Raw genomic sequence first — 14,480 nt, 5'->3', positions numbered from 1 at the left:
GTGGCCAAAGGGATCAGACTGTAAATCTGACGGCTCTGCCTTCGATGGTTCGAATCCATCTCCCTCCACCATCATTTCAAAGCCAGTAGCTTAAGCTACTGGCTTTTTTCATGCCTAAATCTGCACGATACCAATCTACATAAATATTTGATCAACGACTTATCCAGATTGGTATTAGCCCTTGGTTCCTCCTTAGCCATCAAAATCACATTCAAACTCTGCCCTTATTTGGCTAAAAGTCTCATGTATGCCTAAAATTCAATTCGTAGCATATGACTTGGAATAGGGAAATGCCAAAAAGTACAAGCCCGTCAGGAAGACAAGCGTTCCCCCTGCATGCGGTGAAAGCCTTGATTGTTGACGATCAGCGCCTTTCTACCACCATGCTCAAGTCTATTTTGCTACAAATCGGGTTAAATCATGTAGACACTGCGCTTAGCTATAAACAAGCCATGCAGCATTGCGAACATCATTCGTTTGATGTCCTGCTCATTGATTATCACCTCGAAGGCCCATTTACGGGAACCGAACTAATTAACTTGCTTCGCCGGAAAAGGCTCATTTCCCCCTACTGCGGCATTATTATGATTTCAGGCGATAACTCTGCCGAGGTAATATTAACCAGTATGTCGGTAGAGCCTGACAGCTTCATGACCAAACCAATCACTTCCGACATAGTCAAAGACAAACTGATAACAACACTTTATGAGTGTGCAGTTCGCACACCCGTCTATAAGGCACTGATAAACCAAGACCGACAAAAAGCGATTATCCAATGTAAAAAGCAATTGATACATGCTGGCTACCACCACAAGCTCGAAGGGCTGCTGCTCGATTTAATGCTCGAAGACGGCCAATGGCTTCAAGCCGAGAAATACGCCAATATATTAAAAAAGCATCACCCATCACCAAAACTAAGCCTAATTCTGGCCAAGATACTGCACCATAATAACCAGCTCAAAGCTGCGATCCATTTACTTGAATGCCAACTTCAGCAATCACCTCTTCATATTGAGCTATACGATTACCTTGCCAATTACCAAGAGCAGGACAAAGCGTATTACGATGCGCTGAACAGCGCCCAGAAAGCACTCAAGCTCACACCGAGCATTAGCTACCGCGCCCTTCGAGTCGCGCAACTGGCTGCCGATCTCGACCGAGTTGAAGAGGTCATCAAAGCCGGGCATAGTTTGGCAAATCATCTGCCGATTATCGATGTCGAATGGATCATCTGCCTAGCAGAGTACATGGCTATTTTCGAACAGGTCTATTTTAACCAGCCGTCACTGATTCAGCGCCAGCAACTCAAACTCGAACTACAAAAAATCAACAATCGCGCTCATTCTAGAGTGTTGGCAGCACAAAAACCCTTTTTAACCACTTACAGTCATGTCATCACGAGCAGATTGTTACTGGGTAATGCTCAGCCCCTGAAGGCCAAGCGGCGGTTGTTGCTGGGGCTCTCATATTTTTTCAACAAGATCCCAAAGCTACCATCGGTGGTGTTGGCAGACACCCTCCCCCTACTGGTGCATTTCGGCGAAACACAATTGATCAGCAGCGTGATGCAGGCAATTGAAAAGCGAAATCGCTTTGATGGCCACAGCCAAAACCGGCTCAACGATATCAAGCAGCAAAGCCACCTTGCCGAAAGGATCAAACAACTAGAAAGCCAATTAAAAGCGGCTTATCAAATGTTGCAAACCTCACCGGAACAAGCTTTTTTCTACTACCAGAATATTGTCCATGAATACCCATTTTGCAGTGAAGCCAACCTTGGCTACCTGCAATGTATGCTGTATCTCAACACGGGCAGTGATAAGGATATAAGAAGCAATATGAAAGCCATCACCTACATGCCTCTGCCCGGAGATTTAGAAGCCTGGCGCAAGCAAATCTTAGAGGGGATGACCAGCAAACGGGCCTCGCCTCACCTACATAAAGTGGCACTCACCTACCAAAAACAAACCCAACGTTTTCTTGAGTAGAAAGCGCTGGGTAGGCATTTGGACGTCTTTGTTCAGAGACTGTTATCTCAGGCTAGCACGGCCGTGTGGCGACAATAAATCCAGCTCAGGCCCTTTAGGAACAATACCTGTCGGGTTAATCATGTTATGGCTGAAGTAATAGTGCCGCTTGATATGGTACAGGTCGACGGTATCAGCGATGGCCGGATACTGATAAAGCTCTTTCAGATAACCCTGAATGCTGGGGTAATCAGCAATGCGTTTGAGGTTACATTTAAAATGGCCAACATACGCCGCATCAAACCTCACCAAGGTGGTGAACAATCGCCAGTCTGCTTCAGTCAGTGTGTTTCCTACCAAATATCGGCTTGCCGCCAAATGGCTCTCAAGTCTATCTAGTGCACTGAACAGGTTATCAAAGGCCTCTTCGTACGCCTCTTGGGTGGTTGCAAAACCGCAGCGATATACCCCGTTATTGATGTTGGGGTAAATAAATTCGTTCCACTGCTCAATTTCCTGACGCAAAGCATGAGGATAGAAGTCCTGCTGATTGCCCGTGATGTCATTGAAAGCATCATTGAACATCCGGATAATCTCAGACGACTCATTGCTGACAATGGTTTCTGTTTTCTTATCCCAAAGCACAGGTACTGTAACCCTACCTGTATAATCACTCTTAGCCTGGGTATAAATTTGATGCATATAGTCAAAGCCATACAGGGGATCAGGCTGGGAAAACTCCCAACCTTTGGTTTGCATATCTGGACTAACAACCGTGACGCCAATGTGCGGTGCCAACCCTTTCAGCGCACGGAAAATCAGGGTGCGGTGCGCCCACGGGCAAGCAAGCGAAATAAAAAGGTGGTAGCGGCCAGATTCAGCCTTAAATCCGATTTCCCCATTGGGTCCAGCACCGCCGTCGACAGTCAACCAATTGCGAAATCCCGCATCCTCGCGGATAAACTCGCCCTTGCTCTGTTCGGTGTCATACCAAACATCGTGCCAAACACCTTTTACCAACTTGCCCATCAGCCACTCCTCGCTTTAATCGTCTATGTCTTTTTTCAATCACGCATAGCTATCAACTATGTCTCGATTATAAGGAGCGGGTTACAAGATGTCCGGAGGCTGAAACTGAACAAGATCATCAATTTCCTTGAACAACTTCACCCTTTAGCCGGGAAAATTACTTGCGTAAAAACTTGTTATAGGCAAACAATAAGATTAATGCCCCGAACGTTGCCGTGATCAAGCTACCGATATTCACCCCAGTTGCCGCGCCAAGGCCGATAAATGAACCAACCCAGCCTCCGACAAAAGCCCCCGCAATCCCCAGCCCAATAGTTGCCAACCAACCACCACCATCATCACCCGGCATTAACCACTTCGCCAATGCGCCAGCAATCAAACCCAAGATGATCCACGAAATAAATCCCATACTTTACCCTCGCTATCAGTTGTTTGAATGGTACCTAATTGAGCTTAGACAAGGTCGTTTAATATCGATATATCCTCCACCATAAATCGGGGAGTTGTTTGAATGCTTCACCTTTCTCGAGCACATCATTGATTGCGGATAAAGTGCAGCAGATCGCACCTTATTGCACTAACCTTAAGAGCCATACGGCTTATTCATCTAAAGCCTTCCCAGCATGAGGACGATGTATATGTTGAACAAACTGACTATTGGCTTTTTTATACTCTTGGCATCACTACTCACTGGCTGCGGTGAGCCCACACCACCGGCCTCCTCTCCTGAAGCCGCAACAGAAGCTGAGAGCGGTATGGAAGAAATGCATGACAATGAAGAAGCGGAAACGATGGAGGAAACGGAAGAGCATGACGATTCCGACATGCCTGAGGAGCAAGAGATTGAAAACTCAGAAGATGACGATTACTAATCCTTGACCGAATACTCTTTACATGTGTACACCTCCAGCAAAGTAGGCGGGCTATTTCCAATGGTCATTTACCTTAAACAACCCACAAGGTAAAGCTCTGGCACCGCCCTCTTGGGTTCACACTCCCGAAGGTTGAGCAAATTGATTCGACCTTTGGGAAGCATGCTTGCCTCCATATTCTCCTAGCCCTTTATCGCCGGTTATTATGAGCCATTAATTTTATGTCAGCTGTTGCTCTCAGTACGAGTAGTAGCTGTACTTTATCGCGCATAGAGCAGCCAATTGACGAGAAATGATGGTAATATCAACCCATTACTATAATACCAACCGACATAAGTATTTGATCAATCTTGCTGGCTAAAATCGCTGTTAGCTGCGTTAGAGGTTTTGTAATTAGAGCCACTAGTTACTACAACCTCCACCTTGATAACAACAATTTTTCCTGTGCAATCTATAGATCAACTACTTATCCAGATTGGTATAACTCTTGGATCTGAGCAAAATCAGCCAGATGTAGCGTTTGCATCAGCAACCAATACAATCAAGGACATCAAAATCAATGAAAGTCATTTCCTTCAATATCAACGGCCTTCGTGCCCGCCTTCACCAACTGCAAGCTTTGATCGACAAACACCAGCCAGATGTGATCGGCTTGCAAGAAATCAAGGTCCATGACGAAGCTTTCCCGATCGAAGATGTCGAGGCCATGGGTTATAAGGTCTACCACCACGGCCAGAAAGCCCACTACGGCGTGGCAATGCTGTGCAAGCAAACGCCCATTGAAGTACGCAAAGGCTTCCCGACCGATGATGAAGACGCCCAGCGCCGCATGATCATGGCAACATTCGAGCAGGAAGATGGCCGCAAGGTAACGGTATTGAACGGCTACTTCCCACAGGGCGACAACATCAGCCACGAAACCAAGTTCCCGGCCAAAGAGAAATTCTACGCCGACCTGATGACGTACCTCAACGATCACCACAACAACGATGAAGAAGTGATTGTAATGGGTGATATCAACATCAGCTCAATTGACCTAGATATAGGTATCGGCCCAGCCAACGCCAAGCGCTGGCTAAAAACCGGCAAGTGTTCGTTCCTGCCTATTGAGCGCGAATGGCTTAAAACCTTGCTCGACTGGGGTTTTGTTGACACCTTCCGCCAACTTCATCCAGATGTTGACGACCAGTTCTCGTGGTTCGACTATCGCTCAAAAGGCTTCGTGGATAACCGGGGCCTACGCATCGACGTTATTCTGGCAACGCCTACACTGGCTGAGCGCTGCATTGCAGCGGGTATCGACTACGAACTTCGTGGTATCGAAAAACCATCTGACCACGCGCCTATTTGGTCAACCTTCCAGTAAGGCTAAGTCATACACATAAAATCAGTGAGTGAAATGATTTTTCCTCACTGGCAATTCCAATGCACAAGTTGACTCACAAGGAAAGAAGATGAAACTATTTGTATTTGATCACTGCCCTTTCTGTATCAAAGCCATGATGGTGGCGGGCCTGAAGAGGGCTGATATTGAACTGGTCTACCTGCAGAACCATGACGTAGATGCACGTATCGACAAAGTCGGTGCTAACCTCGTACCTATATTGCAAAAAGAAGACGGCAGCTACATGGCCGAAAGCTTGGATATCGCTGCTTATATCGACGCCCTTGATGGCAACCCGATATTGGCAACCGGCAGCAACGACGACAACATCAGCACTTGGTCGAATGTTGCCCGTCCATTCAGCAGCCGCTTACTATACCCGCGCTGGATGAAAGTCGAACTGCCGGAATTTCAATGTGAAGAAGCCAAGGCATGGTTCACCAAAAACAAGGCAGCAATGATTGAGCAAGATTTTGATGATGCCTTTAGCAAGACTGAAGCGTATTTGGCCGAGCTCAATGACTCCTTCGCGCTGCTATCATGGCTGCTGTTACCGTCTGAGCGCAACAATGTCCTGAGCTATGACGACGTCAACCTGTTCCCGTCACTGCGCAACCTGACGGTAGTCAAAGGCATTCAGTTCCCCAACCGCATCCGCCAGTACATCGATGAGGTAGCAGCGCTGACCGCTATAACGCTATACGACGATATTGCAGTGTAATACCTGTCTTAAAAAAGCCCAGCCAATTGATATTGGCTGGGCTTTTCTTTTCACAATCGACTACCACTACGACAATGGCCGCATATGTCTCATCCAACGTCCCTCTAGCTTGCGGAACCCCCATAGGATGATAAACGTCAGTATCATATAAAACATACCGGCGAACAGGTAAGACTCAAACGGTGCGTAGTAGCGGGAGTTGACAATTTTTGCCGCCCCAGTGAGATCGACAATCGTCACGATACCAGCCACAGCCGAGCCATGGAGCATGAAAATAACTTCGTTACTGTAAGCTGGCAAAGCACGTCGCAGCGAGCTTGGCAAAATGATCCGGCGGAAAGCCTGAGCGGGACTCATACCATACGCCTTGGCGGCTTCAATTTCGCCTTTCGGCATACTGTTAATCGAACCACGGACAATCTCTGCAGTATAGGCTGCGGTATTGAGCACAAAAGCCACCAGCGCACAGAACCACGCCTCCTGCCACATCGTGCCTTGCACATTGATCAATTGACTCAAGCCGTAGTAAATCAAATACAGCTGGATCAGCAACGGGGTGCCACGGAAAAAATAGATAAATGCCCAGGCCGGAAGATAAATCAATGGCATCTTGCTGTTACGAGCGATCCCTACCGGAATCGCAATCACCAAGCCAATCACCAAGGCAGCGGCCACTAACCATACCGTGGTATACAACCCTTGCAAATAAATCGGCCACGAGTCAGTCAGAATACTAAAGTCCATACCTACCTCGTGTGAATACTAAATCGACGCTCAGCCCACTTTAGGCCAGTGGTCGAGAGCGAAGTAAAGAGAAGGAAAATAACCGCCACTGACATATAAAATGTAAATGGCATCTGGGTTGTCCCTGCCGCCAGCGCGCCTTTGCGCACCATATCATCAAGCCCAATTACGGATACAAGAGCCGTAGTTTTCAGAAGTACCAGCCAGTTGTTGCCAAACCCCGGCAAGGCATGGCGAACCATCTGCGGTAACAGGATACGACGAAAAGAAAGGAAACCACTCATACCGTAGGCTTTACCGGCCTCGAGCTCCCCTTTATCGACAGCCATAATCGCGCCACGGAAAGTCTCTGCCATGTAAGCACCGAAGATAAAACCAATCGTTAAGATCCCTGCTATAAACGGGCTGATCTCAATATAATCGGGTAGATAAGCGGTCCACTCATGGTTTGGATCCGAAGACGTAAAATAACCATTGATAAATTCATTGATCCGGTAGAGGCTATCGTTAAGCAACATCTGGCCACCAAAGAAGATCAGCATCATCAATACCAGATCGGGAATGCCACGGATCACTGTGGTATAGAATGTGGCAATGGCCCGCACCCAGCGATAAGGCGATATCTTTGCCAACGCGCCCAGCATGCCCAGAACCATCGCCAACACCAGTGATAACAAAGCGACTTGCAGGGTAAGCCATGCCCCTTCCACCAGTGACCATTCATAACCTTTCAAATCAATCAAAAGGAAGCTCCTTCTTACAGCTTAGGAGAGTGATCCTGAAGGGGCTTGCCATCAGGATCACAGCACAATTTCTACTGATTACTCACCGTAAACATCGTAAGCAAAGTACTTCGATGCGATCTGCTGATAAATTCCTTTCTCACGGAGTGACTTGATAGCTTCATCAAGCTGCTTGGTCAGATCTTTATCTTGCTTGCGAACGGCAATACCAAAACCATCACCGAACCATTTAGGATCAGTCAGAGACGGACCGATAAACTCATAACCGTCACCACCCGGCTTGTTTAACAAGCCTTCTTCAAGTGCAGAGGCATCACCCAGCACAGTGGCAATACGGCCAGCTTTCAGGTCAAGGTATGCGTCGTCAAATGAGCCGTAGCGAACAATCTCAACTGAACCATCAAAATTATCGCTTAGGTATTTGTCATGAGTTGTTGCCCGCTGGACACCCACTTTAACGCCTTTAAGGCCTTCTTTGGTGAAGTCGATATCAGTCCCTTTCTTGGCAACAAACTTGTTAGGAATAAGGGCATACTTGCCAGTAAAGTCGATACGCTTCTTACGCTCTTCGGTAATAGACATAGCCGCGATAATGGCATCGTACTTACGCGCCAGCAGTGATGGAATAATGCCATCCCAGTCTTGGGCTACGATTTTACATTCGGCTTCCAACTCTTTACACAGCGCGTTGGCCATATCCACATCGAAACCACGTAGCTCGCCATTTGGCTCGGTCCAGCTAAACGGAGGGTAAGCACCTTCAATGCCGAAACGCACCGTTTTCCACTCCTTTGCCTGTACCGCTGTGGTACCCAATGCTGTCACTACGGCTGCTGCCAAAATCCATTTTTTCATTATTTACTCCTGCTGTACTTTTAGTCTTGTTGTATTGCACTTCACTTGTGGCCCTTAGTCTCGATGGTTTCCTATCCCCAAACAGGTCCCCTTGGGTCACTCGATGCTATATGAGTTACATGTTGCATACTTGCTTAATAAATCGATGAAATAAACTGCTGGAGACGTTCCGACTCAGGGTTCGAAAATAGCTTTTCTGGATCGCCCTGCTCCTCCACTTTCCCCTGATGCAGGAACATCACCTGATTAGATACATCACGAGCGAAGGCCATCTCGTGGGTAACCACCAGCATGGTTCGGCCTTCTTGTGCTAAGTCTTGCATTACCCCCAACACTTCACCCACCAACTCAGGGTCAAGGGCTGATGTCGGTTCATCGAATAGCATGACCTCAGGGTCTACCGCCAGTGCCCGTGCAATCGCAGCACGTTGCTGCTGTCCACCCGATAAATGACCTGGGTAATAATTACGGCGCTCATAAAGGCCAACCTTTTTCAATAAAGCTTCACCACGCTCAATCGCCTCGGCTTTAGGCACCCCCAACACATGCACTGGGGCCTCGATAACATTGCCCAGCACAGTCATGTGTGACCAGAGGTTAAAGCCTTGGAAGACCATCGCAAGGCGAGATCGAATGCGTTGTACTTGTTTTTCATCAACGGGAAGAAATTCTCCCTGTCGATTATTTTTCATTTTAATCAGTTCACCGTTAACCCAGATCTCGCCCTGAGTCGGTGTTTCGAGTAGATTGATACAACGCAGAAAAGTACTCTTCCCCGAACCGGAAGAGCCAATAATCGAAATTACATCACCACGGTGGGCCGTTAACGATATTCCTTTCAGGACTTCGTTCTGACCAAAAGACTTATGCAAATCCCTTACATCAAGCGCCACTTCACCTGCCATGTGCGCCAACTCCTGTTACTCCGTGAATTACCATATCCCTTCACTGTATCTGTTAATGAGTGGGATCTCGCTGCCTAAAAAAGGCAAAACATTACCTGCTTTGCGAACACTTTCATCGACGGTATCACTAGAAATAAAGTTTGGCAACATTTCATTAACCAGCACAAAGAAAGAATAACCAGTCACATTTTAAGAATAAAACAGCGACTAACGTATATTTCACCGACATTGAACTATTTATCAGCATGCGGTAATTTAAGTGGGAAAATACATAGCCGGGCTAAATATGTTTGATAAATCAATAATTACAGCAAATCCAACACAGTCGACGTGCTACGTATACAGCCTGTTACTGCTTGTTTTTAGCACATTTTTTCCGTTTAACTATTCACATGCATCCCAGCCACAATCTGTAACAATTCTGACCATAGTGCCCGAGTATAAAGATTCGATAACTGCCAACTTTAATCCCTTCTCCAAAGCAAGCATGCCTACGACGCATGAATTCATATTTGAGCCCTTGGTTATCTTCAACACACTGCAAAACAACAAGCCTGAGTACCGTCTGGCAACAGGATACCAACTTGACAAGGATTTAATGGGGATCAGTTTTTCCCTTCGTGAAGGGGTGACCTGGTCAGATGGAAAACCATTCAGTGCTGATGACGTCATTTTTTCGTTTTCCATTGCGCTTAAATATCCAGAACTTGACTCACACGGCATTAGGCAGTGGGTGAAATCCATCGAAAAGCGCAGCGAACACGAGGTACATTTCCGACTAAAAAAGCCTAATGCCCTCGTCGCCTATACCCTTGTTCTTTTTCCTATCGTGCCAAAGCACCAGTGGCAATTGGTGGACAATTTTGCCCAATTCACCAATTCAGACCCAGTCGGCTCTGGCCCTTTTACCGATATACAGGCACTGGATGAAAACGGCTACTTACAATGTGCTAATCCCGCCTATTGGCAAGCAGATAGACTCAACATCGACTGTTTACGCTACCCTAAAGTCACCACCAACGATGATTTCATTTCCAGAATTTCTAAGGGCGAATTCGACTGGACGGGCAGCTTCATTCCCGATATTGAGCGCCACTACGCGTCCTACTCACCAGACTTTAAGTACTGGCTACCACCCGCGAGCAACGTCAACTTGATGTTTAACTTCAAGGTTGCCGATCCTGATGTGCGTGATCTGTTCAGCCGCGTTGAATTTCGCCGTGCTATCTCAATGACTTTGCAGCGCCAGCTATTGATCGACATTGCCGCCTTCGGACAGGGTGAGCCACCCCGATATGCCTCAGGGATGAGTGAACGCTTCAGCTCCTGGGCAGACCCTATCATCGCCGAAAAATACCGACCATACGTCTCCTATAATCCAATGCTGGCAAAAGATTTATTTGATCGAGTCAACCTAATCGACAGCAATGGCGACGGGTGGCGTGAACTACCGGGAGGCAAGCCATTGGCACTGACTATCATTACGCCAAAGGGTTGGTCTGATTTTAATACGACCGCTCAGTTGATCAGTGAAATGTTACGCCAAGCCGGGATCAGGGTAGCTTCTGTTCAGGCTGACTTCCTAGAGTTCAACGACCGACTCGCCCGTGCAGACTACCAGTTGGCGATCACTAACTATCCGCAGGGACCGACCCCATTCAAATACTTTGATATGGCGTTCAACAGCAACTATCAGGCCCCTCACTACCCGCGCTATGCAATGCACTATTATCAAAACCCACGGGTCGATAAGCTACTGACACAATTTCCGATCGCGACAACCAACCAGCAACGTCACCAAATCATCCGTGAACTCAACCAGATCATTGCCAACCAGCAAGTCACTGTTCCGCTTTACAACACTGTTGAGTTCTACCAGTACAATACCCGTCGTTTCGAAGGCTGGTTTACCAAGGAGAACCCAGTTGCCAGTCCGTTGATCTGGCCACAAGCGCCCGAGCGCCTGCTGCATGTACTCTCCTTGAGACCTAAAAAACAGGTGTCCGAGCCTGAGTAATACAAGTTTGATTAAAAAGCCGCATCAAAAAAGCGAGCCAGAAGGCTCGCTTTTCTTCGGTGGGATGCACCCTTACACCATTGCAGCACCTGCAAACAGCAGCACAACAGTAACAACCAACACCATAACGACAAACGGCATCACCCATTTAAGGAAGCGCTCGTAAGGGATTTTCGCCAACGCCAAACCAGCAACCAAGTGACCAGCCGTTGGCGCGAAGATGTTAATCCAACCACTCGCAGACTGGTAAGCTGTGATAATCAAATCACGGCCGATACCCGAGAAGTCTGCCAGCGGTGCCATTAGCGGCATAGATACTGTCGCCAAGCCTGAGGTCGATGGAATGAAGAAGCTCAGGACAATATGGACGAAGTAAGTCACGACCACAAAGACACCGGATGACAGGCCGGTCACCACACCTTCCGCCCAGTTAAGAATAGTATCGATGATCACACCGTTATCCATCACCACATAGATACCACGGGCAACAGCGACCACGAGTGCAACACCGATCAGATCTTTAGCCCCTTCGATAAAGGTCCTGATGAAGTCCCCTTCAGGCATACGGTTGATGATCGCAATCAAGATTGCTGACGCCAAAAACAGGGTCGACAGCTCATCGAACCACCACCACAGGGTTGGAATCGCGGTAATCCCCATGTCTTCCCATGGAATAACACCGTAGATCATCACCAAGAAAGCACCGAAGAAGATCCCCATGGTCCACTTCTGCTTAGTGGTGAACTCGCCGGTATCTTCACTCACATGGGAAAATTCGTCGTTAAACTCAATATCCGCCAGCACCGAGTTGGCTTTATCCGCTTTAACCTTCGAGGCATAACGCATTACGTACCAGGATGCCAACACAATCAAAATGGCGAGTTGCACCACACGAAGTACGATACCGTCACCGATTGGCAAGCCAGCGAAACCTGAAGCAATACCGGTCGCAAATGGGTTCACCGTCGAAGCCAAGACCCCGACCCCGGAGCCCAACAGGATGATCCCAGCAGCTACCATGCGGTCGTAGCCCGCCACTGCCATGACAGGCAGGATCACCGCCCAGAAGGCCACGGTTTCTTCCGCCATCCCGTAGGTAGAACCACCGAGTGCAAACAAGGTGATCAATACCGGGATCATCACCTGTTCACGGCCACGGAACTTACGGACAATCGCAGCCACACCGGAGTCCATCGCACCGGTGCGCATGGTCACGGCAAGGAAACCACCGATCACCAATACAAACAGCGCAACATCAACCGCCTTGTGGAAGCCCTTTATCGGGGCCATCAGGATATCAATGAATCCCTGTGGCGATGACTCCAGTTCTTGGTAGGTACCGGGAATAGGAAGTAACCGCTCACCGCCGTCGTAATCCAGCACTTCAGCCGCCGGGATCACCACATCGGTCCCATTGACGATGTAATCATACTTACCCGCTGGCATGATCCATGTCAGCAAGGCAACAAGGGCAATAATGGAAAAAAGGATGGTATAAACAGTCGGCATTTTGAAAGAACGTTTCATTTTGCCAGCCTCTGTAGTCGTGGTCATAGCTCTACTCCCTGCAGCTGATAAATCGCGTTGGCATACACATTCATGGCTTTGAGCATGTCATCAATAATCAAATATTCATTCGGCATGTGCTCTACTTTGTCGCGGCCAGGGAAAATCGCCCCATAGGCCACACAATTTGGTATCGCACGGGCATACGTTGCCCCACCGGATGTCATCGGCTCGCTGTCCATATCTCCGCTGATTTCTTGGTAAGCCTTCATCAGCGTTTGGATCACCGGGCTTTCTGCAGGCATATACAAGGAAGGTAGCACATCAAATTCCTCGTAGCGCAAACCATACTGCTCAGCCACCGCCTGAATATCATTATCGAAGTCGTTTTTTTCGAATGAAACCGGCACTCGGATATCAATCCCGAGCTTGCTTGCCTGCTCGCTGAGTTCAAGCTGGGCAACGTTGAAGGTCAAGCGGCCACTGACATCCTCGAGCGGGCCGAAAATCTCTTTGGCATTGGCATCTTCACCTACCTGCTCGGCAACAAATTTGATCACAGGGTGCGTCACCCCAATACGGCTTAGTGCCAAACACAGGCGAGCAATCGCGTTGACCCCTTTGGTATCGCTGGCAGCAGAGTGCGCGGCCTTGCCAAACACCGTGACTTCAGCATCTTCTGCGGTAAAGTCATAGCCCAGCTCATCAAGCTTGGCGGCTAATTCATCCCATAACGGACCTTCATATTTGGCCAGTTCCGGCACTGCATTCAGGGCACCACCACAATCAAGCGACAGCAGATCATCGCCCGGGCCATGAAGCCAAGATTGGATCAGCATTTTTTCAGCATGAATTAGCGGGAAGGCAGAGTCTGGCGTGAAGCCGCAGCTTGGCACTTCTTCTTTTGCTAAATAGCGGTCGATACAGCGCCACAAGGTTTCTTCATCGGTGCCAAAAATGAAGCGGATGCGTTTATTCAACACCACACCGCTATCAATCAGGGCTTTTACTGCATAAATAGCAGCCAGCGCTGGCCCTTTGTCGTCTTGGGTTCCGCGGCCATATAAACGACCGTCGCGGATTTCCGGGCTAAACGGATCAGAATGCCAAGCCGACATATCACCGGTTGGTACCACATCCAAATGGCCCAACACCCCTATCATTTGCTCGCCATCACCGATCTCGGCATAGCCGTAATATCCTTTGTGATCCTTATAGATGGCAAACCCAAGGTCATGGCATAACTTCAGTGTTTCATCCAGGCAGTCGTCAATAGGCTTGCCAAACGGCTTACCACTATCATCCTCCTGATACACACTGGGTATCGCCACCAATCGCGTCACTGCGGCAATATAGTCATCACGCAGCGCGTCGATATTTGATGCTATTGTTGCTTTCATCGTATCCCTCTTTGATTCCATCTACTTTTGTCTGCATAGGTGAACGCCCACCGACATAAGTAGTGAATATCTATTTTAAATCAGAATTATTAGTTAGTTAGAACTCGTCTGACCAATTCATTCTGCTACAAGCAATAGGGAATATCTGTGACTACTTTCACTGGTCGCCCGCACAATATGGGACTGCGGTCAAAATATCGACAAAATGTTTCCATCCCCCAGTGACTTCAATTAGCACTATTTGGCCTTTCATCAATATGTTCGTTTAGGGCAGGTACGGAATTGAACCGCGTGCCTAATCCGGCCACATTTAGGCAACTTGTTCATAATTAGTTAT

Annotated in this window: 13 protein-coding genes; 5 read left to right on the top strand and 8 right to left on the bottom strand. The window is 48.0% G+C overall.

What is annotated here, in order from left to right; all coding sequences use genetic code 11:
- The first annotated feature begins 290 nt into the window (after positions 1–290).
- Complete coding sequence (locus tag NHN17_RS05190; RefSeq protein ID WP_255041068.1) at positions 291–1,988, top strand: response regulator; 1,698 nt, start codon at positions 291–293, stop codon at positions 1,986–1,988.
- A gap of 42 nt (positions 1,989–2,030) precedes the next feature.
- On the opposite strand, the gene NHN17_RS05185 is transcribed toward NHN17_RS05190, so the two are convergent.
- Together NHN17_RS05185 and NHN17_RS05180 are read right to left on the bottom strand one after the other, a co-directional pair.
- Positions 2,031–2,996 carry a glutathione S-transferase family protein gene (locus NHN17_RS05185; RefSeq protein WP_255041067.1) on the bottom strand — a complete coding sequence of 322 codons (966 nt, stop codon included), beginning with the start codon at positions 2,994–2,996 and terminating at the stop codon, positions 2,031–2,033.
- Positions 2,997–3,153: 157 nt separating this feature from the next.
- Positions 3,154–3,405, bottom strand: a complete 252-nt coding sequence (locus tag NHN17_RS05180) for a GlsB/YeaQ/YmgE family stress response membrane protein (RefSeq protein ID WP_255041066.1) — start codon at positions 3,403–3,405, stop codon at positions 3,154–3,156.
- A 229-nt stretch (positions 3,406–3,634) separates the two neighbouring features.
- On the opposite strand from NHN17_RS05180, the gene NHN17_RS05175 reads away from it, so the two are divergent.
- From NHN17_RS05175 to grxB, 3 genes are all read left to right on the top strand, one after another.
- Positions 3,635–3,868, top strand: coding sequence for a hypothetical protein (locus tag NHN17_RS05175; RefSeq protein WP_255041065.1), 234 nt, complete (start codon positions 3,635–3,637; stop codon positions 3,866–3,868).
- A 559-nt stretch (positions 3,869–4,427) separates the two neighbouring features.
- Positions 4,428–5,234, top strand: a complete 807-nt coding sequence (xthA, locus tag NHN17_RS05170) for an exodeoxyribonuclease III (protein ID WP_255041064.1) — start codon at positions 4,428–4,430, stop codon at positions 5,232–5,234.
- An 88-nt stretch (positions 5,235–5,322) separates the two neighbouring features.
- On the top strand, positions 5,323–5,973 hold the full coding sequence (gene grxB, locus NHN17_RS05165) for a glutaredoxin 2 (protein WP_255041063.1): 651 nt from the start codon (positions 5,323–5,325) through the stop codon (positions 5,971–5,973).
- Positions 5,974–6,039: 66 nt separating this feature from the next.
- Here grxB and NHN17_RS05160 read toward each other — a convergent pair whose 3' ends face one another.
- From NHN17_RS05160 to NHN17_RS05145, 4 genes are all read right to left on the bottom strand, one after another.
- Entirely contained in the window at positions 6,040–6,717 is a 678-nt protein-coding gene (locus NHN17_RS05160) for an ABC transporter permease (protein ID WP_255041062.1), read from the bottom strand.
- A gap of 2 nt (positions 6,718–6,719) precedes the next feature.
- Positions 6,720–7,460 (bottom strand): ABC transporter permease, encoded by a 741-nt coding sequence (locus NHN17_RS05155; protein WP_255041061.1) that lies wholly within the window; start codon positions 7,458–7,460, stop codon positions 6,720–6,722.
- A gap of 78 nt (positions 7,461–7,538) precedes the next feature.
- Positions 7,539–8,315: an L-arginine-binding protein AotJ gene (aotJ, locus tag NHN17_RS05150; RefSeq protein WP_255041060.1), complete on the bottom strand. Its 777-nt coding sequence runs from the start codon at positions 8,313–8,315 to the stop codon at positions 7,539–7,541.
- Positions 8,316–8,449: 134 nt separating this feature from the next.
- Complete coding sequence (locus NHN17_RS05145; RefSeq protein WP_255041059.1) at positions 8,450–9,220, bottom strand: ABC transporter ATP-binding protein; 771 nt, start codon at positions 9,218–9,220, stop codon at positions 8,450–8,452.
- 487 nt (positions 9,221–9,707) lie between these two features.
- On the opposite strand from NHN17_RS05145, the gene NHN17_RS05140 reads away from it, so the two are divergent.
- Positions 9,708–11,237: an ABC transporter substrate-binding protein gene (locus tag NHN17_RS05140; protein ID WP_255041058.1), complete on the top strand. Its 1,530-nt coding sequence runs from the start codon at positions 9,708–9,710 to the stop codon at positions 11,235–11,237.
- A 72-nt stretch (positions 11,238–11,309) separates the two neighbouring features.
- On the opposite strand, the gene NHN17_RS05135 is transcribed toward NHN17_RS05140, so the two are convergent.
- Positions 11,310–12,791 (bottom strand): YfcC family protein, encoded by a 1,482-nt coding sequence (locus NHN17_RS05135; protein WP_255041057.1) that lies wholly within the window; start codon positions 12,789–12,791, stop codon positions 11,310–11,312.
- Positions 12,788–14,143 (bottom strand): M20 family metallopeptidase, encoded by a 1,356-nt coding sequence (locus NHN17_RS05130; RefSeq protein WP_255041056.1) that lies wholly within the window; start codon positions 14,141–14,143, stop codon positions 12,788–12,790. The genes NHN17_RS05135 and NHN17_RS05130 overlap by 4 nt, the downstream gene beginning before the upstream one ends.
- Between the last annotated feature and the right edge of the window lie 337 nt (positions 14,144–14,480).

Origin of the sequence: Photobacterium pectinilyticum (assembly GCF_024357955.1) — a bacterium.
Lineage (GTDB): Bacteria > Pseudomonadota > Gammaproteobacteria > Enterobacterales > Vibrionaceae > Photobacterium > Photobacterium pectinilyticum.
The sequence above is the reverse complement of the archived record's forward strand: the minus strand, read 5'-3'. Positions and strand labels throughout refer to the sequence as shown.